Consider the following 23,213-nt stretch of genomic DNA (forward strand, 5'->3'; position numbering starts at 1 on the left):
GAGACAAGCCCGGCTCGCCGGGCTTGTTTTCAGGCTTTTAGCGCCAGTTCAACTTCTACGCGGTTGGTCACTTTACTGTCGATTTTGACGTACAAACTGCGCTCTTCAGGCACCAGCAATACCTCACTGACCCCTTCTTTACTCTCAATTCGCTTTTTAAGCGCGTCATTAATCTCGACATCGTGCGGTATTTCTATCCGCAGACTGCTGACGTAGCGGGGCTCTTTCATGGTGCTGGCGACCAGCAGCCAGACTGTCGCCAGCAGCGCGCCCGCCAGGAAAACGGTCTGAGAATCAAAAAATCCATCGACCCAGCCGCCCAGCGCGCCACCAATTGCCACGCCGATAAACTGGCTGGTGGAGTAAATCCCCATCGCCGTCCCTTTGTAACCCGCCGGTGACTCTTTACTGATCAACGACGGCAGCAGGGCTTCCATCAGGTTGAAGGCGAGGAAGAACAGCTGTACGCCGGCAATCAGCTCCCAGAAGTGCGGACCCGAGCCCCAGAGCACGATTTCGGCGATGAGCAGCAGCGCGACGCAGGCGAGGAAGACGCGCTTCATCCGCCGCTTTGCTTCGGCATAGATGATAAACGGCACGACGGAGACAAACGAGATCAGCATCGTCCCCAGATAGACTTTCCAGTGCTCAGCGGCCGGAAAACCCGCTGCGGCAAGCTGGCCGGGCAGGGCGACAAAGGTGGACATCAGCAGAATATGCAGGCACATAATGCCAAAGTTCAGCTTCAGTAGGCGCGGTTCAGCCAGCACTTTGCTGAAGCAGCCTTTCACCATCCCCGATTCGCGGTTCAGAACGTGATTTTTACTGTCCGGCACCACCCATATTGTCAGGGCGATGCCGAGGGTTGCCAGCAGGGCAATCATCCAGAATAAGGCATTCAAACCCAGGGCATGGGTAATGATCGGACCCAGAACCATTGCGATAGCAAAGGTCACGCCGAAGCTGACGCCAATGAAGGCCATCGCTTTGGTTCGGTTCTGTTCTCGCGTTAAGTCAGAAAGCAGCGCCATTACTGCCGCCGCGATAGCGCCGGAGCCTTGCAGCGCACGGCCAAGAATAATGCCCCAGATGGAGTGGGAGAGGGCGGCGATAATACTGCCGACCACAAAGACCATTAATCCACCGATAATCAGTGGCTTGCGGCCCACGCGGTCCGAGAGCAGACCAAAGGGGATCTGAAACACCGCCTGCGCCAGGCCGTAAATCCCGATCGCCAGGCCAATCAGCGCTTCACTCGCCCCCTGCAGCGCCATGCCGTATGTAGTCAGAACGGGCAGGACCATAAACATGCCGAGCATACGCAATGAAAAAACAGTCCCTAAACCCCAGGTGGCGCGTAACTCGCCTGGCGTCATTTTATAATCGTTCATTACCACCTCTGTCTAAAAAGCGCGACCAGTGTAGTGCGAGTCAGGAGTGGGGTAAACAGAGGTAAGATAAACAAACATTTCCATAACGAATGATTTGTGCGGTTAAGCGGATGTCGGCGTAATGCTTCGGGTGGATATGGCGTTCTGTCGCGCCGGGAAGGTGAGGAGCGGTGCCCTTTACGGTTTGAAATGGAAATCATGCGGGCACCCTCATAACGCTGTTCACACCAGGTCTGTCACAATATGAATGTTTCTTATATTTTTTCTTTTTAGAATCAGTGGATTTTATGGTGAGTTAAATTTATGACTGTATGCAAAACCCTTAAATAACTTTGGGAAAGAAGAAAAAACCGGTGCAGGTTGAGATTCACATAACGTTTGTTGAATAGGGTCCTGTTTATAAAGAACTTTTTAAAGTCTGTTTCGCAGAGGTGAACAACGTGCGGTGAGGATGACGGATTCTCTGACCCTGATTTCATCGGTAAACCTTCATTATTATCATTAATGCTAAACCGGAAATTCATCTTTGAATCATCTTCAGGCAGAGAAGAATGCGTGGGAAGTCACGTGAGTCGATGTCATGCATGTTTAATCCTGCCGCTCAAACCGCTAACGCATCCAGAAATTTGATTTAAATCATATTACGGGAAGGATTTAATAACATGAGTAACAATTCACTTTTTGTTCATCATGCAAACCGGAAAACTAGCAATCTGATAAGGCTGAATCAGGAGACATGAAACGGACAAAGTATCCTCTCACCCGACCTTTCTCGACAAGTTCAAGCTGTACTCTGTACAAGGAGCGTATTATGTTTTTATTTCAAGTCCTGGCCTCGTCATTTTTTAGTATGCACCTTTGCTGGCATCTTCGAACCCATTAAATATATTTCCAATCAATGTGATATGTGAAAATTAATCTCGACATGAATATGTTGCGCAAAACGGTCGAAGGTGAATAACCATGCCAGGGTTTTGGCTTTTTACTTTTGACTGCATTCAACAATACTATTTCCAAAAGGTTTATATGAAACAGAACAAAAACAAACATAAGGCAATCAAATTAAACCCGATTGCCGCATCGTTGTTACTGCTGTTACCCGTAATGGCACACGCCGCTGATATTTCAATTATTGATGGAAGTATTACATCAGCGGCTAACGGCGTTACCGTGGTGAATATCAAGGAAGCAAACGGTAATGGATTATCTCATAATATTTATGAAAGTCTGAACGTACCTAAAGAAGGGGTGATCTTTAATAACGCCGCGACCGCGACTGACACTGTATTAGGCGGACAAATTGCGGCTAACGCCAACATGGCGGGCGGAACGGCAAAAGTCATTCTTAACGAAGTAACCTCCACCAATGCCAGTACCATCAGTGGGATGATGGAAGTGGCTGGCGACTCAGCACATCTGATCATTGCAAACCCAAATGGGATCACCACCCAAGGCGGCGGTTTTATCAACGCAAGCAAAGGGACCCTGACGACGGGGACGCCGAACGTTCAAGACGGTGCTCTTGCTGGCTATTCTGTCAACGGTGGGACCATTACCGTGGGCGGATTTCAGAGTGAATCGCCTACTGAGATTCTGGCGCGCAGCGTAAAAGTGATCGGAGAGATAAAAGTTGGCGAACTCTCCGTTGTCTCAGGGAGCAACGCGATTAATACCGATGGTACGGTGACAGGCCAGGTCAACGCGTCAGGCACGGCAGGTAGCTCTTATGGCGTGGATGTTTCACGATTGGGTGGAATGTACGCCAATAAAATCAGCCTGATCAGTACTGAAAGTGGGATGGGTGTACGTAACGAAGGCACTATCGCAGGTGGCGTAAGCGGGGTTAACATTGCCAGTAACGGCAAGCTTATCAATAACAAAGCCACCATTAATTCCAGCGGCAACCTTACTGTCAGTACCAATGATAAGCTGGAAAATATTACCGGTACTATAGGTAGCGATAAATCGATCACCATCAATACCGCCAATAATGCCATCGCCAATACCAGTTCAGGTAGCATTTCCTCGACAGAAAATACCTATATTACCAGCGGTGCGTTAGACAACACGAATGGCAAATTAGCCGCGGGCGCGACATTGGCGGTGAATACCACCGGTAAGAAACTGACTAACTCAGGAAAGGCCAAAACAGCGGGTATTGAAGCGGCAGTTGTCGCCCTGGATACAGGGGAATTCAGCAACGAGAATGGTCAAATTCATGCTTACTACGTGGGTTCGAAAAACACGACCATGAACAATAATTCCGGTGTGATTGATTCCTATCAAAATGTGGAAATTGAAAGTACGGGTAATATTGATAACGTCAGCGGGTTGATACGTTCCAACGTAGGCACCGTAAAGCTTAAAACCACGAAAGCGATTACAAATAATTATACTGACTCGGCCGACACCACCGGCGCAGAATCTTTAGGCATTATTGCCGGCAATGGTATTGAAATGTCCGCCGATTACCTGTTTAACCGGGGTGGGACGATTGCTTCCTCAAACGATATCCAGGTAGACACAATAAGGGATATTGATAACTATCAGGGGCATATTGAAAGCAGCGAGAACATTTCGCTGAAAGGACGTAAGCTCAATACCAGTCAATCGGGCATCAACGGTATGAAAGGCGTTAATATTGACCTCAGTGATACCTATGACAGTCGAATTGGGGTCGTGACGTCAACCGATGGCGATGTCGTCATCAAAGCAAAAAATGTGAAAAACAGCAGTTCCGTCATCCTGGCAAACAACATCAATATCCAGTCACAATCTGATATGAATAATCAATATTCAATGATGGTTGCTGATGAACATTTAACGCTCAACGCGGCGGGTAATATCACTGCCAGTGATAGCGACATGTTTGGTCCTCTCGTGGGTAGGTATCTTGGTTTTGCTAATCAGGCTGGTGGATTGATCTCAGGTACTGGCGTCGATATTACGGCTAAAAGTCTGAATAATAAATCTGGCCGTATTGTTGCACAGACCGGTGATATCAACATCAACTTAACAGGGGATATGGCCAGCTCATATGGGCAGGTTGCGGCGAATGCCGGGAATGTGACTATTGCGGCGAATAAAATTAACGCTGATTATGGCACCCTGTACAGTTCTGGCGATCTGCGCATTGATGCTAAAGGTTTAACCCTCAAAGGCGACGGTTCTATTGTGAACAATACTGCAAGGGGGATTATTGCATCCGACAGTGATGTAGTAATCAATATCAATGGCGATTTTCACAACAGAGGATGGATTAGTGGTAAAAATGACGTGACCGTTACTACTACCGGTAATTTAAATAACGATCACACCATCAGTGCTGATGCCAATTTAACCCTGAAAGGTAAAAATGTCGGCAACGGTAAGGATTATGCTGCGAAGAAAACCCTGACTATTACATCAGATAATGATCTAAAAAACTATTACGGCAGTAACATTTCTGGAGAGACTACCGTTGTCAACGCTAAAAACATTGTTAACTACGGCAATCTGGTTGCAGATTCCGTATTAAACGTAACGGCAAGTGATAATATTTATAATTACAGTAAAATATATACTCAAGGCAACGCTGTAATCAATACTAATAAAATTTATAACAATGGTTTTTGGGCCGTAGTAGGTGGTGAAAAAGGACTGCAAACCACCGCGAAAATTGTCAACGTTTTTGGAACAGTAGTCGGTAAGTAATTACCTAACGGGTAAAAGCAGTAAGCGATTACTGCTTTTACCTTATCAGGACATGGAATGGATATTCGATACTTTTTTAGCGTTGCTGCATGTTTCCTTGCAATTAGCTTTCAGTCGCAGGCTGATGTGCCTTTGGGTCGCCTTATAAAAGAACAGAAAAATAATGACAGCACATCTTTTCAGGAAAGCAAAATAGAAAAAAAAGACGTCTTTTCTGAAATCAAAGATAAACCCGACGTTGACAGCGAGTTTGCTCAGGAATCGCCCTGTTGGAACATCGATGAATTAGTGCTGGAAAAGGATTTTCTGCACGATCGTGGCATTCGAAAAATAAAGCAAAATGTGACCGGGAAATGCCTCGGCGAGAAGGGTGTTGGGAAGGTTGCGATACTGGTTCAGGATTATTTTATTCGTTTGGGATATGTCACTACGCGGGTGGAGACACCATCACAGGATTTGTTATCTAAAAAACTGACCCTGACCGTGGTGCCTGGGCGAATTTCAGAGGTCATTGTTACCCGTGGTGATATAAACAAAGCTTTGCTTCCCTTTAGTAAAGACGACATTCTCAATATCAGGGATATTGAGCAAGGCCTGGAAAATATCCAAAGAACGCCCGGTGTCGATGTTAAAATTAATATTTTTCCCGGTGATGTCAATGGCACCAGCAAGGTTGTAATTGATACACAACGCGAAACAAACTGGAATTTTCGAACTGCGTACAATAATTTTGGTGACAAGAGCACCGGTAGCCAGCTGATTGGCGCAACAGGGTATTTATACAATGTCGCCAGTATCAGCGATCTCTTTTATCTGGCGGGCACCAGTAGCCAGACCGGCGGTTATAAAAACGTTAGCACCTATTATAGCTTTCCCGTTGGCTACTCAGAATTTAGTCTTTTTTACAGTAACAGTAAATCCAGGCAGGGAATCAATATTGGTTCTTATCTTTTTGACTATATCGGGAAAACGGAATACCTCAGTCTTAAAGGCTACAGGATGCTACGTCGGGATGCGAACTCAAAACTCTCTACAAGCGTTGAGGTCATCAGACGTAAGTATGACTACAGTCTGGGAGGCGCTGATTTAGTTTTGCAAAAGCGTGATATGGGCAATTTACGGTTAGGTTTAAACTATAAGCAAAACTATACCGGCGCGACATTAGATTCGAGCTTAAGCTGGCAGCGTTTTATGCCGGAACTCGGCGGAACCCAAACACCGGATATGCGCAGTGGTGACGTCAGTAGCCGTAGTCAGATTGTGAATATGAATGTGAATTATGTGAAATGGCTGACTTTATTGCCCACAGAGGCTTATTATGATCTTAATCTGGGTGTACAGTATTCTCCTGATAACCTGACGTTGCAGGATAAAATTACCGTCGGTAATCGATGGACCGTACGTGGCTTCGAAAATAGCGACGGTATTGATGGGAATAAAGGTTTCTTTATACAGAATACGCTGAATTTAATAACAGGATATAAAAACGCGGTAGCGTATTTAGGCGCAGATTATGGTCAGATTACCGGAAAAGGTTCATCGCAGGACGTCGGTGGGAGAAAAATTATGGGCGGTGTCGTCGGCCTCAAAGGTGCTATTAAGGCGCTGGAGTACGATCTTTCACTCTCGAGCCCGTTTCTCTATCCTGAACATTTAGACGTCGATAACTATACGATTAATTTTAATGTAGCTTATCGACTGTAGTGACCACGGTGAAAACATGATGCGTATTGGGACAGATATTGTTGAAGTTGCGAGGATTGCCAGGGCCATTTCTGATGGGAAATCGGGGTTTCTTGAGCGCGTCTTTACGCAGCATGAAATGAAAGCAATTAATATTGCTGAACCTGACTATGAGCGCGCTTCGGGTTTCTGGGCCGCGAAAGAGTCGATTGTTAAAGCCGTCGGCTATGGATTTCGCAAGGGTATTCGCTTTCATGATATAGAAATCGCGCATGATGAGTACGGTGCACCGCGATTTAACCTTTCAGGAAGAATGAAAGAAATAGTTGAAGAGCAGGGTATTACGACTATTTCGCTGAGCATTTCCCACTGCCGTACCTATGCATTAGCGGCAACCATTATCCTTTAACGTAAGGTACAAAACGGACATGTATCAATACAGCGACCTCGCCAATAAAACGGTGTTGGTAACCGGAGCCAGTGGTGACATCGGTCTTAGCATTTGCGCTAAGTTTCTTGAACAAAAATGTTCAGTTTTTGCGCTGTATCATTCGCGTTCTGCACCCTTGACGGAGTTAAAAGCGCATCACCCCAGCGGTGAACAATTGCATATCGTCAAGTGTGACCTGACACGCCCGGAAGACATTGCTGCGCTCTGTGAATGGTTGTCCAGAGAAGTCGGGAAGGTGGATGTTCTCGTGAACAATGCCGGGATTGTGAAAGACAATCTTTTCGCAGTCATGAGTGAGGATGATTTTAGCGCGGTTATTGATACCAATGTGCTGAGCTTATTCCGGCTGACAAAAGCAGCGCTCATGTTATTACGTGCGGCAGAAAGTCCGGCAATTATTAATGTTGCCTCTATTGCCGCCCTTGTACCGAGCGTGGGTCAGATTAACTACAGCGCATCCAAGGGCGCAATGCTGAGCTTTACCCGTACGCTGGCTGCCGAACTGGCGCCGCGGGGCGTTCGCGTCAATGCCGTGGCGCCGGGGATGATTGAGTCAACAATGGTGAAGAAAGTATCCCGTACCGTCGTGCGCGAAATCACGCAGTCTATTCCACTGAAGCGTATTGGAAAGTGTGACGAAGTGGCCAATACGATTGTCTATCTCAGCTCTTCTGCCGCCAGCTATATTATTGGCCAAACCATCGTGATTGATGGCGGCATGGTCATGCGGTGAGATATGTCTAAATACATCATTCCAGCGAAAATCTTTCTCGCCATGGGGGGCTGGCGACCGCCCTTGTCGATGGTCGACCAAATCAAAGATTATAAATACGGTGAAAATGGCTTTATTCAGGTGTTGAAGCATGTGACCTATAACGATCCTTATCTGGCCGGGCATTTTCCGGACGACCCAATTATGCCCGGCGCGATTATCTCGGAAGTTTTTGGCCAGGCAAGTGAGTATTTTTCTTTTTTAACCGATGTTTGCGATATTTATTATCAGCAAACGGGAAAAATTCTCAAAACCTTGCGCGATATTCATACCTGTATCAGTGAACCCGACATGCTTGAGATTATGCGTACGCGGCGGGCCCAGGTTCGTGGCGTACTGGCTGCACAAAATTTGAAGTTCAAGCATTCCGCCTATCCTGGCGATACGATTGAAGTGGTCAGTAAACTTGCCTTTTCCGATAATAACGGCTTTAAACATTATTCAGTGACGGCCAATGTTGGTAAAAGAATTATCAGTCAGGGAACGATTATTAACTTTCGGGACGTTTTGTGATTTATCAATGGAGTGAATGGTATGACAAATATTAATGAGAAAATTGACGAGCGGAAAGCCATACTTGTGACAATTAAGACTGAAATCATTCAGCGTTTAAATATCCAACGCGAAGAACATCAAATAGATGACGATACGCCGCTGTTTGGCAATGGTCTGAAGCTTGATTCGGTGGATGCTACGGAGATTATTGTCCTGTTAGATAAAAAATTTAACATTCAGGTCGAAGAGAGTGATGATCCTTCCTATATGCGGAGTATCAACAGTCTGGCGTCGTTTGTTATTCAAAAGAAACGTGCCTGAATACCCTTTGCAATCAGCGATAAAATAAGGATGTTTTATGACTTCACTTTCGGATATTCACCTGAAAAACAATGCGATCATGGGTGTCTACAATAACCGAACTCTGCCTTCTGCCTACCGTGATATTCTGGAAGAATATAAAGCCGTCAGAGAGAACGTTTTACTGGTTGATTATTCCCATATGTCTATTGTCAGCGTAATGGGCGACGATGCCTGGGCGCTGGTCAATTATATGGCCTCTGCAGATGTCTCAATTATCCGTGATGAGCAAGGTATTTATTCGCTGGTATTGATTGACGACGGAACAATTCGTGGCGATATCTATACTCTCTGCACCCCAGAGGGTTATTTCATTCTGTCAGAAAACTTGTCTGCTCAGGATATTATCGGGATCCTGCAAGGTATCCTCGAAAAGGCTGATGAATTAGATATTCAGGATATCCCTGAAATCATCTCTATGGACGACGCCGACTGGGGAACCATCATGCTTGAAGGGCCGTATGCCTGGGAGCTGATGGCGGAGATCTTCGGGTTTGATGTGATTGGTTTACCTTACTACGAGTACATGAATACTGACCACGGTTTGATGGTATTCCGCTGTGGTAAGCACGGTGAATTTGCCTATCAGATGATTGGCCCGCAACGCGCGCTGGCCGAATTATGGCAGTCATTACTGGACGTCGGGGATAAGTATTTACTTAAGACCGGCGGTCTGGATTACCAAAAAATTGTGCGTATTGAAAACTCAGGATGGGATGAAAGTCTGTATGCGAAATACTCGCGTAATCCCGTTGAATTACAGCTGCAGTGGGCTATTCAGTACGATAAGGACGATTTTATGGGTAAAGCCGCGGTGGAGCAGTTATCTGCACAGAAAGCGCAGCGTAAGGTAGTAGGAATACTGCCTTGTACGCAAGGTGCTTGTCTGAGCCCGGACGACAAGGTGATGGCCGACGACAAAGTGGTCGGGATGATTATCTGTGCGGTATATTCGCCGGCCCTGCAGCGTGAGATTGCGTTGGCACTGATCGACAGCAATTACGCATTATCTGACATCGACGGTTTTACGGTCCTCACTGTTCATGGCGGGGTGGCGGCCAAAACCCAGTCCGTACCGTTCATTTACAACCTGAGCCTGTCAGTCAACCCAACGGCACACAGCTATGTTGACGCCTCTAAATTAAGGCATGCATTTTAAATCGCGCCGAACGCTATTTGATCTGATGACGCTGTGAAATTGCTGAACAAAGTAAGGGATGACCTGGAAAGATGAAGACGAGCAGAAAACGCGTGGTGATTACCGGTATGGGGATATTGTCATCCCTTGCGGACAACATACAGGACTTCCGGCAGGCGCTGCTGGAGAAAAGGCGTGGCGTAGCAGACAGCGAACGTTTCTCTCAGTGGTTTGAGCATGCCCGCGCGGCCGAAGTCCTGCACGACATCGACGATGGTGAACTGCCTGAAGAGATCGTTGCCTCTCTCGATAACGCCGCGCTGTGGGCTTATAAAGTGGGCAAGGACGCGCTGAATCAGGCCGGGCTGGCACAGCACCGTCAGTGCCTTGAGGAGATGGGATTAATTGTCGGAGTCTCTTCTGCGGGTACCGAAGCCTTTCTGCCCCTCTTTGAGCAGCGAGTGCAGGACTTCTCGTTACGTAAGGCCGTCTATTCAGGTGCCTTTTCATCCTGCTGCTCCAGCGTTTCTACCCTGTTAGGCCTGAAAGGTGGCGTAGAGCTGGTCGCCACGGCCTGTACCGCAAGCCCGAATGCCGTCGGTATGGCATTCGACTATATCCAGAATGGCAAAGGTAAGGCCATGCTGGCTGTCGGAACGGAACCCATCTATCTGCCGACCTTTGCCGGGTTTTATGCACTGAATGTCATGCACCCTGATTCCTGCTCGCCGTTTTCAGGGCAGTCCGGCATGTCAATCGGGGAGGGGGCAGGGGCCATTGTTCTGGAAGAGTATGACCACGCCGTTGCACGGGGGGCCACCTTGTATGGAGAAATCCTCTCATACGCAACTTCCTGCGACGCCTATCATGAAACGGGGCCCGATCCGCGCGCCAGCGGTGCTGTGCAGGTGATGCTGAAAGCAATGGAAAATGCAGGCGTTACGCCTGAGCAAATCGATTACGTCAATGCGCACGGCACGGGTACAGAAGCCAACGATCAAATTGAAACGCTGGCCATGAAAAAAGTGTTCCCGCAGGTTGAAAAGCTGTTGATCAGCTCAACCAAATCCTACTTTGGTCACAATATCGGGGCGGCGGGCATCGTCGAACTGATTGCGTGTCTGGTCACACTGCCTGAAAAACAGGTTCTGCCCACCTTAAACTTTTCGACGGCGCGGCCGAACTGCGATCTGGATTACGTCCCGAACGATTTCAGGCAGAAAGACATCAACATTTTTATGAAGAATAACTACGCATTCGGCGGCAATAACTGCTGCATGATTGTGAGTACCCGGCCGGGCTCGGTTCCTGTAACGTCCTATGAGGCGAAGCGGGTTGCGATCTCAGGCATTGGTGCCCTCTCTGCCATTGGCCATAACATTAATGAGATTCTGGAACATATCAATGAGGGCGGCAAAGCGGTTGAGCTGGGCGGTGTTGTGTTCCCCGACGATACGCTGCATGAAGCCAGGGAGCTTCTGGATGTGTTAGTAAAAACTAACCAACTAAATGAAATATATGGCGATGAGTATGCTATTCGCGCCTGTCAGCTCCCCGAAGAGGAGGTGAATTTCAAAACCTTCCAGATCAACGCGCTTGAGCCGCGCAAGCATTTACGCCGTTTCGATCCGCGAAAAGCCACTCGCGGCGGCACGTTTGCGCTGATTGCACTGTCGGAAGCGCTGACCCAGGCGAAGCGCAAAATCAAGCGTGACGGAGAAACGCTGGGCATGGTGATGGGCATGTCCCGTGGCCCACAGGAAACGACCTATAAATATCTGCAGAGCCTGAAACCGGATCCGCGAAAAGTACGCACTTCAGAATTTCCGGGCTCGTTGATGAACGCCATTGCCACTTTCTGTGGTATTTCCGAAGGGGTGAAAGGCTATACGACAACCCTTGCGACGGGTGAGAACGCGGCGCTGGGGGCGTTAACCTATGGCTATGAAATTATTCGCCAGCAGCTACAGCCGCAAGTGCTTGTGGGGGGGGCAGACGAGTACTTTCCGTCGATGTCGCTGTATATGGATGCGGTGGCGCAAAAGATCCATATGACCTCCGAGGCCAGCGATTATCAGATCTACGGTGAAGAGGCGAAAGGCTATGTGCCCGGTGAAGGTGCTTGCATGCTGCTGCTGGAAGACCCGCAGGCTGCGGCAGCTCGTGGTGCTGAGGTGTTGGCGGAAATCGCGGGCTATGGCAAGTCATGCAGCAACAGCTACTTCGATGCGTCGCAAACGGATGAGAAATCCAGCGCCCTGTCGCTGGCCATTCATCGCGCGCTTACCGATGCCGGTATCACCGCTAACGATATTGATCTGGTTTGTGGCACCAGCAATGGCAGTGCAGAGAGCGCAAAAATTGAAATCGACGCCATCTACGCGTCCTTCCATCAGGATAACCTGCAGGTTCCCGTGGTGAATTACAACGCCTTCTTTGGTTTTGTTGCGTCTTGTGCGGGTCTGCTGAACCTGGCGGTTATTCTGGATTGCATCAAAAAACAGTCGGTACCCGCCATTCCGTATACCCGGACGTTTATAGACCAACGAATCAATTTTGTGCGCCAACCTTTACAGAGAGCAATTCACACTGTTTTGCTGATCGGGGCGACGGAAGGTGGGAACTATTACGCATTTGTGATTAAGGGGTAATACGGTGGACAGGACGTCGATCATTTCAGGCTACAGCCTCTGTTTACCGTTTGCAGATAACAGCGCGCAGCTTATCGCCAATCTCAAAAGCGGTGAGCGCGTGCCCGTATCGCCATGGTTTGCCTCTGAGGATGAGGCCGTTAAATGTGGCTTTACCGGCAATAAGCGTATCGCAAAGCTTGAAAAGACGGATGATAGCGCTGTCGATCTCCTGTCCCATCTCATTGAGCATGCTCTCCTTCAGGCAATGCTGGATGTACATTGTCTGACAGGCGAAAATGTCAGGGTTTATCTGACGGGGATAGGGCCTCGTGTCGACGTAAAAGACTATAAATCCCTCTATGATCATAATGATGTGGAAGATATTGCGCTGTCTTCATCGCTGACCCACCTCTGTGTCGCAAATATGTCTCAGGATGCGATTTCACTTCATCTGGCGCAAAAATATCACCTGAAACATCTGCCACCGAATATGAACAGTACCAGTAATTCTGCGCTGGTCGCCGTTCATCTTAGTGCTCAGGCTATTGAGCAAGGGGATATCGATCTTGCTCTCATTATTAATATTTCAAAAATTAAGACCCAGGATATCTGGTTCCTTGCCACTCAGTCGATGCTGGATACTGAGGTGGTACAGCCGTTTGGCGTAAACAGCAAAGGGGTGCTTTTTGCGGAGGGCTATAGCGTGCTGCTGCTTGAAAGCGACCATCATCGGCAGGCCAGAAATTTGTATGGGGGAGTTAGTCTGCGCTCTGCTTACACACAGATTAATGCCAGCAGAAGCAATGATATCTCATGGCAAAGCACCAACATGCTTAAATTAATCAATAAAATCCTGCAGGAAACTGGCGTCAAAAAAGAGGAATTATGTGCTGTTATTCCTCATGGTAATGGATCCGCAATTAGCGATGGCATTGAGGCAAACACCATTGCGATGCTGGCGGGTGACCAGACCCTACCGGTTCTGGCTTACAAAGGTCAAACAGGTTATACCGCCACCGGGTCGGGACTGGTGGATTTAGTGATTGGGCATCATTCCTTGGCGTATCGGGAGCTCATTATGCCAGTTGGCAATGAGCCGATTTCAGATGAGATGGCTCGGCACGTCCTGCAGGGGAAAGGCGCAATAAAACATGACAAAAAACATCTGCTTAAAATGGGCGTAGGTGTCGATGGATCCGTTATTGCGGTGATATTAACGGATACGAGTAAGGAACAATAACGGACAGGATGTCAGTATGTATTTAGCATCATGCGCTTTCGAAGAACCCGAAGAACCGTTGGTTTTATATTATCCCAGCTGGCTGAACGTCTGGGAGTCACATTCATATAATAATGCGCTGAAATCGACGGGAAAAACGGGCTGGGGGTTTAAGCGTTTTGGCACGCTTCAGGAGAGTTATATTCGTGAAACGATCCGTAAGCCAGACTATATCCCCTATATTGAGGCAATGGAAAAGACCGCTGATTCCGCGCTGCATCAATTATCCACCAAAGAGCGTATGCGGTTATTCAAATCACGTACTGCATTTATCTATGTTGATTCATGGGGTGAGTCGGGTGTGTTTGAGAATAACATCAGCGCGCTGCACGCTTCAGTGATCAATACCTTACCTAAAAGTTTGGTTAAAAAATTTTCCGTCACCGACGTGACATGCAAAGTTCGCGGCGAAAAATACGCTCTGATTCAGGCCATGCGCCTGGCACAGGATTATCTGAACTGGAATGTCTTTGATTTTGTCATTATTTGCGGGGGATATCGCGCCATCCCCCTGCTGACGTTTACAGCTGAGAATATCAATCCGCGTCGTAAAGGGAAAAAGTCCGGGGAAACATCCGGTATCAACGTCTCCATTGAGCGTGTGGGTTGTTTTATTTTTAGCCAGCGGGAAAGCCGATTGAAAATACAGTGCGGGGCTTATGTTGCGCCAGATAGCGCCGACCGTTGGCTGTCTGCCAGTTTGCACGGCGCGGATATTGATCTGCTTGCCTACGCCGGGGGCCGCGACATACCGGAACTCTCGGGGAAGACAATCGATCTGGTCAGCATATACGGGTCAAGTGGATGTCTGACCCCGGCTTTGAGTTGGCAATATATTACGCATCGCGAATTGAGAGGGGGCTGCATAAGAACGATCCTGGCGGATAACCCTGGCGGCTGCAGTTATTTTGATACCTGGTACTGACCGGGTCGGTGGTGGAATATGCAATCCAATATAAAAGCGCTACCCGCAATTTACCTGAATGGTATTTATAAGCGTTATGGAAATAATGAGAATAACGTTGAGGTGCTCAGCAATATCAACCTTGAAATAGCGAATGGCGAGTTCTTAGCCTTATGTGGGCCGTCAGGTAGCGGTAAAAGTACGTTACTCAATATCCTGTCAGGTATCGATAAACCGTCGCTCGGGTACGTGGTGCTTCTCAATAAGCTGCTGAATGATTTAGCAGAAAAAGATCTGGCAAGCCTTCGCAGCAAGCACCTGGGGTTCATCTTTCAGTTTTTCAACCTTATGCCGGTACTCAACGCTTTCGATAATGTGTTTTATCCCCTGGTGCTTAACGGCCATTTCGATACCAAAGCCGCAACGGAGCGCAGCCTGCATTGTCTGGATAGCGTGGGACTGGCCGATCTGCGGGATCGTAAACCTGGCCAACTGTCTGGCGGGCAGCAGCAGCGCGTGGCAATCGCCAGAGCGTTGGCGCATGAGCCGCAGATCGTCGTCGCCGATGAACCGACGGGTAATCTCGATCTGGCGACGGGTGATGCGATTTTAGATCTGTTGCTCAATATCAATCAGCAAACCGGAACCACTTTTGTGATATCAACGCACTCCACCCAGCTTAAGGCGCGTGCCGGGCGGGTGGTGGAGATCAGGGATGGAGGGTTAGCCTATGATTCAGCGAAGTAATCTTTTACAGGTATTCTGTCTGGGCCTGTCGGTGGTCACTTATGCGCAAACCATTGATGCATCCGCGCTTCCCGCCGTCGACACTGTGCTGCAGCATGATTTTCCGACGCAGCCAACGGCATTAGCCAGCCTTACAGAATCGTTATTCCAGGAATATACGCGCACCGGGAATACCGCGGCGCTGGTCTTCTATTCCTACGGCATGCTGCAGCAGGCGCAGTATTTCGTGAGCGTAAATGATGTGATCCACGCCTCAGAGTACGCCAAGACTGGCTTCTTTTATCTCGATGAAGCCGTCGAAGGCAATGAAGATGAGCCGCGCATCCGCTATTTACGCGCCAGGATGGATGCCTACCTGCCCGCTGAACTGGGGCGTTGTGTCATAACCCTTGCAGACACCGAGCTGTTGCTGAAAGCGCAATGGGATCGGGATCTCACCGCGCATATCAACGCTATGCGCTACAGAGCCCTGCAACATTGCCGTAAGGATGAACAGGCCCGCCAGTTTTTAGCCCAGCTAAAGACCATGGAACCGACGGGGAATGATTCGCCTGCCTGGGATGGCGAGGAAGTGACGAACATTATTCTTCCGCTGGTAAAAGGTCATTAAATGTCAAAGGAAATGATGTGGGTCGAGGGGGCGGTGTCGCTCATCATGGCGTTTGTTCTGTACTGTCTTATTTTTCGTTTTCGCGATACCACCTTCTCGTTTCTGAATCTGTTCAGACATCGTAGAAGATCATTGTCGACGGTGCTGGCTATTGTATCGGGCGGCGTGACCATATTTTTGTATGGTGGGTTTATTGATTACTCTTTCTGGATCCTGAAGGAGCAAACAATTCGTACCAATATCGGGCATGTGCAAATTTATCATCAGTCGTACTTTGACACGGCGAATAAAAGTAAGAGTCTGATTAAAAACTACGCGGCGCTCAAGCAGGATATTTTAACCCATCCGACCTTAGCCAAAGACATTTCAACCTTGTCAGGACAGCTTGAGTTCAGCGGGATTATTTCACAATATGAAAATGAAACCTCCAGCTATTTCTCCGGGCTGGGCGTTGAGCCCCTGCCTGCCTTAAAATTAGGCGCATTTGATAAGATTATTTCTGGTAGTGATTTATCTCGTATCAAACATAACGAAATTACCATTGGAGGAGGTCTTGCCAGCACGCTTAATGCCCGGTATGCCGACTGGCTAGATGTCATGGTCGTCAATACTGCCGGGGGACAGGGCGCTTTATCGCTGAAGCTACGCGGTATTTTTGCCTCGGGCATCAAAGACTATGACGATGTGGCGATGAAAATCCCGCTGGAAACCGCCCAACGCATCATGGGAACCGAGGGGGTGAGCAAGGTCCTTATCTTACTCAACAACGATGACGTTGAGGCTTTTGTGACGAGGCTCAGACAGTATATTGCCAACAATCACTTGCCGTTAATAGTGAAGGACTGGAAAGAGACGTCGCTTTTTTATCAGCAGGTTGAAGGGATGCTGTCGGGCATTTACTTCTTTATCAAACTTATCGTCGCTCTCATTGTTGTCTTTATGATCGGTAATGCCATGACCATGAATATTATCGAGAGAACGCGTGAGATCACCACCCTCAGGGCCATGGGGCTACAACCCTGGCATGTCACGCGGATTTTCTGGCTTGAAGGGGTATTTGTCGGGATGATCGGTGCCCTCGGCAGTCTTATTGCAGGGTACGCTTTGGCCGCATTAATCAATATCTCTGGCATTGCGATACCGCCATCACCAGGACAATCCATTGGCTATACCGCATTTATTAAAACGACGAATCCTGAACTGATCTGGACAACCTGGGTATTGCCGATTTTAACGGCCTCGCTGGCCTCGATCATGCCTGCGGTGCGCGCTTCGCGGCTGAATATTGCCGATGCGTTTAAATTTTCGTAAGGGAATAATATGCAAAACAATGGACTGTGGTGGGGGATTATCTGGGTAGCACTGTGTACGGTGTCTGCGCCAGCCGGTGCGGTTGATGCAAAGGCGTTGGACATTATCCGCCGCTCTGATGATGTTCGCTCGCCCAATGCGCCTTTTCGCTACACCGTGACTGTACTGGAGTACAAAGAGGGATCGACAGAACCCGACAACAAACAAGTCCTCGATATATCGATGCGTTTTATTAAACCCAGAAACGGCGTGCCGGCAGATGCCCGCTCCCTGGCCCGATTTGTCTATCCCCCGCGAGACAAAGGGAAGGTCATGCTATCCGACTGGTACGATCTTTGGTTTTATACACCTGAACTTCGTCGGCCCATTCCGGTTTCGCGCGAGCAAAGGCTGATTGGGCAAATATCAAATGGTGATGTCATTGTTACCAATTTTGAGGATGCCTACGATTCGACGTTAGAGGGGGAAGAACCGTGCGGCAACAAGATTTGCTACAGGTTATCACTGATCCGTAAATCGGATGCGGTGACGTATCCCCGAGTGATGTACTGGGTAGAAAAGGGCAGTGACTATCGGCCCAATAGAGCATTGTATTACTCACTGGATAATCAGTTGCTAAAGAATGTGCTGTACCAGAATTATCAGCTGGTGGTCGGTAAATATCGGCCAACAGAGATTGTTGTGCAGAATGCGCGACACGGCAAAGGGTATTCAGTGATGAAATACAGTGATGTCCGGCTGGAATCGCTGCCGGAATATCACTTCACAAAAGAAGCAATACTAAGAGGTGCAAGGTGAAGTGCCCTTCCGCTATTCTGGTTATTTCTGCCTTGCTGCTCTCCTCGGGAGTTGAGGCTGATTGCCTTGCGGCAGACGAGCTAAAAGCCAGTGCGGATGTTGTGCTGATGGGACAGGCCTCGTACGTAAACAAAAAGGCGTCTATATGGCGAATTCAGGGCCGTAATCCCTACACTGCGGATAATCTGTATAACGATATTGCGTTAAAGCTCAGCAGCGCATGTGCTCTGGTCGAGAATACACTGGATCTGGATTTTTCATTTTATGGACTGGGATATTATCCCGCCCTGAGCGTGGGTGCTTTTGAGAAAGACAATCATCGCGCGAAGATGCTGATCGACCAGCTCCGGGTAACCTACACATTATCAGATACCGTGCGGCTGGAGGGCGGAAAACTCAACACCCCGCAGGGCACGTTCTTTTTACGCTCACCCGCGACGCTGCTCACTAATTTTTATGCAGCCTTTAAGCCAACCCGTCTTTACGATCCTGACATGAAAGCAGCTTACAGTGAGTCATTCTGGGGAGGGCGATTAACGAAGGCGTTTCGTGATTATGCTCTATCGCTTACCGTGGCACCGCAATTGACACACATTGACCATTATTATGAATCTTCCGGTAACTGGTCTGCGAATGAGCGTTCTAATAGTAGTGAGCGCTACCTGTTAAGCTATACCGATTATCGGCTGAAAAATCATACATCCTCTGTTAGCCTGATGCTGGGCGATTCACCGTCGATCGCGATAGCGGATAGCTACAATTACACCCCCCATTTGGTGATAAATGCCGAAGTTGCCTACCATACTGCTCAGCAATGGCGCCATTTTTCTGCCAAAAAGGCGGCTGACGTTCAGGCCTGGCAGTTCCCCTCTTCGCTGTATTCGACAGAGAATAAACAAGGAATCGAGCTGGCTATAGGCGGGCAATATACGACTAACCACTTCAGTGTGCTGGGCATGGAGTACTATTTTCAAAGTGAGGGGTATTCAAAATCTGAGTGGCGTGATCAGACTGATTTTATTCGCTATCTCGATAAAGAAACCGGCTACAGGATGCTGGATCGGGCTTTTGATAACTACAAATATCTGATGGGATCAGAAATAAGTAATACCACAAATAAAGGCATGCTACAGGGCAAACATTACGTTAATGCCTATGCCAGTTTCCTGAGCGATGATAAATCTACCCTGCAACCCTACCTGGCGATGAATATTATGGATGGCAGCGCCTTGTTGGGCATCCATCATGTCAAACCGCTTAAAGGCATGAGTGACAAAGTTGAACTTTATAGCGGATTGTATAGCGCGCTGGGTAGTAAAGACGCTGAATTTGCCCTCTTTGGTGACACCCTCGGGATTTATATCGGCTTTAAATACCATTTATAAGGATATGGGTATGAAGAAAAATCAGTCAGTGCAGCCCTTGGTTCTTCTGTTTGCGGGACAGGGAAACCCGGTCATTGGGATGGGAAGTGATTTATGGGATCGCAATGCATCCACAAAACAGATCTGGGATTGCGCCAGCGATATCACCGGGAAGGATATTCGCCGTCTGTGTCAGAAAGGACCGATGAATCGCCTGATTCAGACAACGGTACAGCAGGTTGCGGTGACGGCAATTAACGTGATGCTTTACCGTCTTTGGGCTGAACAACCTGAACCTGCACAAATTGTGGGCGCCTGCGGACACAGCGTCGGTGAATACAGCGCACTCTATGCGGCAGGCGCGATAACGCTGGAAGCCTTGTTTGGCATGATCCACGTCCGGGCGAATATCATGCATGACATTAGTCAACGTCATAAAGGCGCCATGCTGGCCGTTAAAGGTGCTGATTACCAGACGATGAAGAACCTGATTTCAGGTTCAGGTATGGCCGTCGACATCAGTTGCGATAACAGTCCGTGTCAGCAGGTCATTGGTGGAACCGTATCTGAGTTGAGTCAGTTCTCGCGCATCCTGATGGATTATAGTTTTGACGTTGTGAAGCTGGGCGTCAGCGGGGCCTGGCATACGCGCCTGATGAGTGAGGGCGTTCAGCGGATGCGAGACGCTCTGGCCGGTTTCGACATCCGCCCGCCGGTACATGATGTGATGATGAATGTGACAGGGCAGGCGGAATTCAACCCGGAGCAGATCAGAGAGAACTTATCTTTGCATCTGACCCATACGGTGCAGTGGACACATTCAATGGCGTCGTTGTTGCAACAATCTACGCCGGTAATGTTTGTCGAAATGAGTAACAAAGCCTATCTGGGACAGATCCTCAATGACTTTACCGGTTTCACGCCAGAAGCGTTGATCCATTGTAGAAAAGTCACCGGACTATAAAGGGGCGATGATGATTCCTGACTATCTGGCTTATTTTCGCTATCAGGATAAGCGGCTTATCCCTTACCTGTACGTCATTACCTTCATGCTGCTGGGCTTTTACTGGAAAAACAACGGATACACATTCGTTAAGGGGGATGCCGTGAGCCTTAGCATTGTGTTGTCTTTAATCGCGTTCAATTTTATCTATGAACTGAGAGGCTACTGGGCTTACAAATGTGTGGTCAAGAAAATTGACGCATCCACTGTGCCAGGCAACTCGCCGTCACGATATCAAGCCATGCTTTTGCATCCGCTGATCGGCACCGTTTTATGCTGGGTACTCTTTTATCTGATCGTCAGTGGCTTTCTGCAATACCTCTCACCTGGGTATGTATTGCCTTGCATTGCCCTGGCTTCACCAGCGCTGATGTACCTGATATTCAGATTTGCCCGTTTTTATTACGTGAGGCAGATGAAGCAGGCGGTCGTCGACAGGGTGAAGTATCGCAACTTACATTGCTATGCGGGTCTTAATCTGTTGCTCACGATTCTGATGAGCGCGCTGATTATCAGTCCACTGCGCGTTCACGATGATTTCTCGCTGTTGGAGGGTTTTTTTTCTGCGCGCCTGATGGTTGCGATGCTAATTCTGTGTGCCATCGTGCTGGCTATAAATCTGATGTTCATTCACCCCTCACGCCGCTACGCTTTTTTGGGGCGTTTGTTCCTGCAGGAGATCGATTTTAACTTCTCCGCATCCCTGCCATTGCGCGGGTTATACGATATGCCGTTATGGGCAAGATTGATCGTGTTGTTGATTATCGAATCGCTGTGGTTAATCATCATCAGCGCGATCCTGTCGTTGGTAGGATGGCATGTCTATTTCGAAATCTATTATCTGCTCTGTATCGTGCCCGCGATGATTTATTATTACCTGCATATTTACTGGCGCTGGCACAATGATTATCTGATGGCGTGTGATATGTATTTACGTTGGGGAGTCATTGATAAACAAACCACGCTTTGGTAGCGGGTTGTCCTGTCGTAATGGGATGGTTAAAATAAGGCCTGTCAATAAAAGCATTGACAGGCCTTTTATTATTTATTTTTGCAGCGCGTAGTTAAATTTTCCCCAGTCTGTCGCAGCTTCAGCAACAAAGTTTGACCAGATACCAGAGATTGAATACGTCAATTCGTTCACATGATCGTCGATAATGCCCTTAGAGTCAAAAGGTGAATTACCAAACAAATTACCAACAATATCAAAAGCCCCATCCATAACAGTAAGAGCAGTACTAAAGCCTACTTCAACACCGGCTTTGACCAGCCCAAATGCGGATTGAATGGTAAAGCTGGTCAATGCGCAAGGAAGGCTCAGAATACCGGCGCCGGTAACAGATTCCATTTCAGTCAGTGTTAATTCTTTCACTTTTATTTCCTTATTAAATGAACAAGAGAATGTAAGCGTCATGCTTACGGTCCAAGATTACCATCTATTAATCTCTGAAGGATAGAGATCAGTGAATACAAGCGAATATATGTTGATTTTTTAACTTAACCAATATTATGGAGTTATAGGTTTGGTGTTTATAATTGATTTTTTATATGTAAAAAAAGGGGGGGTAATAGAGGGCAAACTGATTATTTTGTAATTGAGTGAGGAATATGCGGTGTTAATAAAAAAACAGCCCGCAACCATGGCGGTTGCGAGCTGTTGAGTCTTCAGGCCTGATAAACAGGCTGTCCGCACTTACCAGACGTAGGTCAGCAGATTATGTGAATCTGGCACCATAAAGTCCACGGACATCATCACTGAGAGGGAGGTGATAGCGACAATCGAGAACACAAACAGCTTACGCGCCCAGACCTTGTCGTCTTCCACTTTATAGCCCCGCAGCGCCATACCGAGCCACCAGACGCTCACTGCCGCAGCTACTACCAGATATTTGTATCCTGCGTAGCCGCCCAGAGAGAGCATCAGCGTCGCCACGGCAAAGGCGATGATGTAAAGCGTGATATGGTTCTTGGCGACTGAAATGCCTTTCACCACCGGCAGAACCGGAATGTTCGCCGCCTGATAATCCTTAAAGCGGAAAATCGCAATGGCGTAGGAGTGCGGCATCTGCCACAGGCTAAAGATAGCCAGTAGGATCAGCGCACCGCTGTCGAACTCATTGGTGACCGCGCAGTAGCCAATCACCGGCGGCGCAGCGCCGGAGAGTGAACCAATCAGCGTACCGTAGACGGAGTGACGTTTCATATACAGGCTGTAGACGCCTACATACACCACGAAACCCATTACCCCCAGCCAGCAGGCCAGAGGGTTGGCGCCGAACCACAGCAGCATAAAGCCAGCAATACCCAGCAACGTGGCGTACACCAGCGAGACGGTAGGGGATATCAGGCCTTTGACAAGCACCCGATTCTTGGTCCTTTCCATCTTCCTGTCGATATCCATGTCGATGTAGTTGTTAAATACACAACCGGACGCCACAACCAGCGACACGCCGATCAGCGTAGATGCAAAGAGGGTGTAATCGATACTGCCCTTAGAGGCCAGCAGGAACCCTCCGATCACCGAGATCAGGTTGCCAAAGATGATGCCTGGTTTCGTTACTTGCAGGTATTGCTTAAACAT

At 48.2% G+C, this 23,213-nt stretch carries 20 protein-coding genes; 17 read left to right on the forward strand and 3 right to left on the reverse strand.

Annotated elements, in window-relative coordinates:
* Positions 1 to 29: 29 nt before the first annotated feature.
* Positions 30 to 1,391, reverse strand: a complete 1,362-nt coding sequence (locus tag M8014_RS02030; RefSeq protein ID WP_271280900.1) for an MFS transporter — start codon at positions 1,389 to 1,391, stop codon at positions 30 to 32.
* 963 nt (positions 1,392 to 2,354) lie between these two features.
* Here M8014_RS02030 and M8014_RS02035 point away from each other — a divergent pair.
* The 17 genes from M8014_RS02035 to M8014_RS02115 all read left to right on the forward strand — a co-directional run bounded on the left by M8014_RS02035 (position 2,355) and on the right by M8014_RS02115 (position 21,605).
* The gene (locus M8014_RS02035; RefSeq protein WP_271280901.1) at positions 2,355 to 5,084 is read left to right on the forward strand and encodes a two-partner secretion domain-containing protein; all 2,730 of its coding nucleotides are present in this window, start codon (positions 2,355 to 2,357) and stop codon (positions 5,082 to 5,084) included.
* A gap of 57 nt (positions 5,085 to 5,141) precedes the next feature.
* Positions 5,142 to 6,788, forward strand: a complete 1,647-nt coding sequence (locus M8014_RS02040; RefSeq protein WP_271280902.1) for a ShlB/FhaC/HecB family hemolysin secretion/activation protein — start codon at positions 5,142 to 5,144, stop codon at positions 6,786 to 6,788.
* Between the two features lie 19 nt (positions 6,789 to 6,807).
* Positions 6,808 to 7,176, forward strand: a complete 369-nt coding sequence (acpS, locus tag M8014_RS02045) for a holo-ACP synthase (protein WP_271280953.1) — start codon at positions 6,808 to 6,810, stop codon at positions 7,174 to 7,176.
* A gap of 19 nt (positions 7,177 to 7,195) precedes the next feature.
* A complete protein-coding gene (locus M8014_RS02050; protein WP_271280903.1) occupies positions 7,196 to 7,951 on the forward strand; it encodes an SDR family oxidoreductase in 756 nt (251 codons plus the stop codon).
* Positions 7,952 to 7,954: 3 nt separating this feature from the next.
* Positions 7,955 to 8,503 (forward strand): hotdog family protein, encoded by a 549-nt coding sequence (locus M8014_RS02055; protein ID WP_271280904.1) that lies wholly within the window; start codon positions 7,955 to 7,957, stop codon positions 8,501 to 8,503.
* A 21-nt stretch (positions 8,504 to 8,524) separates the two neighbouring features.
* Positions 8,525 to 8,806 (forward strand): phosphopantetheine-binding protein, encoded by a 282-nt coding sequence (locus M8014_RS02060; protein WP_271280905.1) that lies wholly within the window; start codon positions 8,525 to 8,527, stop codon positions 8,804 to 8,806.
* Positions 8,807 to 8,843: 37 nt separating this feature from the next.
* Complete coding sequence (locus M8014_RS02065) at positions 8,844 to 10,004, forward strand: aminomethyl transferase family protein (protein WP_271280906.1); 1,161 nt, start codon at positions 8,844 to 8,846, stop codon at positions 10,002 to 10,004.
* A 71-nt stretch (positions 10,005 to 10,075) separates the two neighbouring features.
* Positions 10,076 to 12,634, forward strand: a complete 2,559-nt coding sequence (locus M8014_RS02070) for a beta-ketoacyl-[acyl-carrier-protein] synthase family protein (protein WP_271280907.1) — start codon at positions 10,076 to 10,078, stop codon at positions 12,632 to 12,634.
* A gap of 4 nt (positions 12,635 to 12,638) precedes the next feature.
* On the forward strand, positions 12,639 to 13,856 hold the full coding sequence (locus M8014_RS02075) for a beta-ketoacyl synthase (RefSeq protein ID WP_271280908.1): 1,218 nt from the start codon (positions 12,639 to 12,641) through the stop codon (positions 13,854 to 13,856).
* A gap of 16 nt (positions 13,857 to 13,872) precedes the next feature.
* The gene (locus tag M8014_RS02080) at positions 13,873 to 14,820 is read left to right on the forward strand and encodes an ATP-binding protein (protein ID WP_271280909.1); all 948 of its coding nucleotides are present in this window, start codon (positions 13,873 to 13,875) and stop codon (positions 14,818 to 14,820) included.
* A gap of 18 nt (positions 14,821 to 14,838) precedes the next feature.
* A complete protein-coding gene (locus M8014_RS02085; protein WP_271280910.1) occupies positions 14,839 to 15,546 on the forward strand; it encodes an ABC transporter ATP-binding protein in 708 nt (235 codons plus the stop codon).
* Positions 15,530 to 16,156 carry a hypothetical protein gene (locus M8014_RS02090; RefSeq protein ID WP_271280911.1) on the forward strand — a complete coding sequence of 209 codons (627 nt, stop codon included), beginning with the start codon at positions 15,530 to 15,532 and terminating at the stop codon, positions 16,154 to 16,156. Before M8014_RS02085 ends, M8014_RS02090 begins: the two co-directional genes overlap by 17 nt.
* A complete protein-coding gene (locus M8014_RS02095; protein ID WP_271280912.1) occupies positions 16,157 to 17,467 on the forward strand; it encodes an ABC transporter permease in 1,311 nt (436 codons plus the stop codon).
* A gap of 9 nt (positions 17,468 to 17,476) precedes the next feature.
* Positions 17,477 to 18,265 (forward strand): outer membrane lipoprotein-sorting protein, encoded by a 789-nt coding sequence (locus M8014_RS02100; RefSeq protein ID WP_271280913.1) that lies wholly within the window; start codon positions 17,477 to 17,479, stop codon positions 18,263 to 18,265.
* Entirely contained in the window at positions 18,262 to 19,650 is a 1,389-nt protein-coding gene (locus tag M8014_RS02105) for a hypothetical protein (RefSeq protein ID WP_271280914.1), read from the forward strand. The genes M8014_RS02100 and M8014_RS02105 overlap by 4 nt, the downstream gene beginning before the upstream one ends.
* A 10-nt stretch (positions 19,651 to 19,660) precedes the next feature.
* Positions 19,661 to 20,593 (forward strand): ACP S-malonyltransferase, encoded by a 933-nt coding sequence (locus M8014_RS02110; protein WP_271280915.1) that lies wholly within the window; start codon positions 19,661 to 19,663, stop codon positions 20,591 to 20,593.
* 7 nt (positions 20,594 to 20,600) lie between these two features.
* Positions 20,601 to 21,605: a hypothetical protein gene (locus M8014_RS02115; RefSeq protein ID WP_271280916.1), complete on the forward strand. Its 1,005-nt coding sequence runs from the start codon at positions 20,601 to 20,603 to the stop codon at positions 21,603 to 21,605.
* A gap of 72 nt (positions 21,606 to 21,677) precedes the next feature.
* On the opposite strand, the gene M8014_RS02120 is transcribed toward M8014_RS02115, so the two are convergent.
* Together M8014_RS02120 and cyoE are read right to left on the reverse strand one after the other, a co-directional pair.
* A complete protein-coding gene (locus M8014_RS02120) occupies positions 21,678 to 22,004 on the reverse strand; it encodes a hypothetical protein (RefSeq protein ID WP_271280917.1) in 327 nt (108 codons plus the stop codon).
* A gap of 321 nt (positions 22,005 to 22,325) precedes the next feature.
* A complete protein-coding gene (gene cyoE / locus M8014_RS02125; RefSeq protein ID WP_095280995.1) occupies positions 22,326 to 23,213 on the reverse strand; it encodes a heme o synthase in 888 nt (295 codons plus the stop codon).

It is taken from the genome of Silvania hatchlandensis (assembly GCF_025564065.1).
Classification (GTDB): Bacteria; Pseudomonadota; Gammaproteobacteria; order Enterobacterales; family Enterobacteriaceae; genus Enterobacter; species Enterobacter hatchlandensis.

Coding starts and splice junctions, on each gene's coding strand:
- M8014_RS02030 (WP_271280900.1), bottom strand. CDS start 1,391: ATGAACGATTATAAAATGACGCCAGGCGAGTTACGCGCCACCTGGGGT.
- M8014_RS02035 (WP_271280901.1), top strand. CDS start 2,355: ATGCCAGGGTTTTGGCTTTTTACTTTTGACTGCATTCAACAATACTAT.
- M8014_RS02040 (WP_271280902.1), top strand. CDS start 5,142: ATGGATATTCGATACTTTTTTAGCGTTGCTGCATGTTTCCTTGCAATT.
- acpS (WP_271280953.1), top strand. CDS start 6,808: ATGCGTATTGGGACAGATATTGTTGAAGTTGCGAGGATTGCCAGGGCC.
- M8014_RS02050 (WP_271280903.1), top strand. CDS start 7,196: ATGTATCAATACAGCGACCTCGCCAATAAAACGGTGTTGGTAACCGGA.
- M8014_RS02055 (WP_271280904.1), top strand. CDS start 7,955: ATGTCTAAATACATCATTCCAGCGAAAATCTTTCTCGCCATGGGGGGC.
- M8014_RS02060 (WP_271280905.1), top strand. CDS start 8,525: ATGACAAATATTAATGAGAAAATTGACGAGCGGAAAGCCATACTTGTG.
- M8014_RS02065 (WP_271280906.1), top strand. CDS start 8,844: ATGACTTCACTTTCGGATATTCACCTGAAAAACAATGCGATCATGGGT.
- M8014_RS02070 (WP_271280907.1), top strand. CDS start 10,076: ATGAAGACGAGCAGAAAACGCGTGGTGATTACCGGTATGGGGATATTG.
- M8014_RS02080 (WP_271280909.1), top strand. CDS start 13,873: ATGTATTTAGCATCATGCGCTTTCGAAGAACCCGAAGAACCGTTGGTT.
- M8014_RS02085 (WP_271280910.1), top strand. CDS start 14,839: ATGCAATCCAATATAAAAGCGCTACCCGCAATTTACCTGAATGGTATT.
- M8014_RS02090 (WP_271280911.1), top strand. CDS start 15,530: ATGATTCAGCGAAGTAATCTTTTACAGGTATTCTGTCTGGGCCTGTCG.
- M8014_RS02095 (WP_271280912.1), top strand. CDS start 16,157: ATGTCAAAGGAAATGATGTGGGTCGAGGGGGCGGTGTCGCTCATCATG.
- M8014_RS02100 (WP_271280913.1), top strand. CDS start 17,477: ATGCAAAACAATGGACTGTGGTGGGGGATTATCTGGGTAGCACTGTGT.
- M8014_RS02110 (WP_271280915.1), top strand. CDS start 19,661: ATGAAGAAAAATCAGTCAGTGCAGCCCTTGGTTCTTCTGTTTGCGGGA.
- M8014_RS02115 (WP_271280916.1), top strand. CDS start 20,601: ATGATGATTCCTGACTATCTGGCTTATTTTCGCTATCAGGATAAGCGG.
- cyoE (WP_095280995.1), bottom strand. CDS start 23,213: ATGTTTAAGCAATACCTGCAAGTAACGAAACCAGGCATCATCTTTGGC.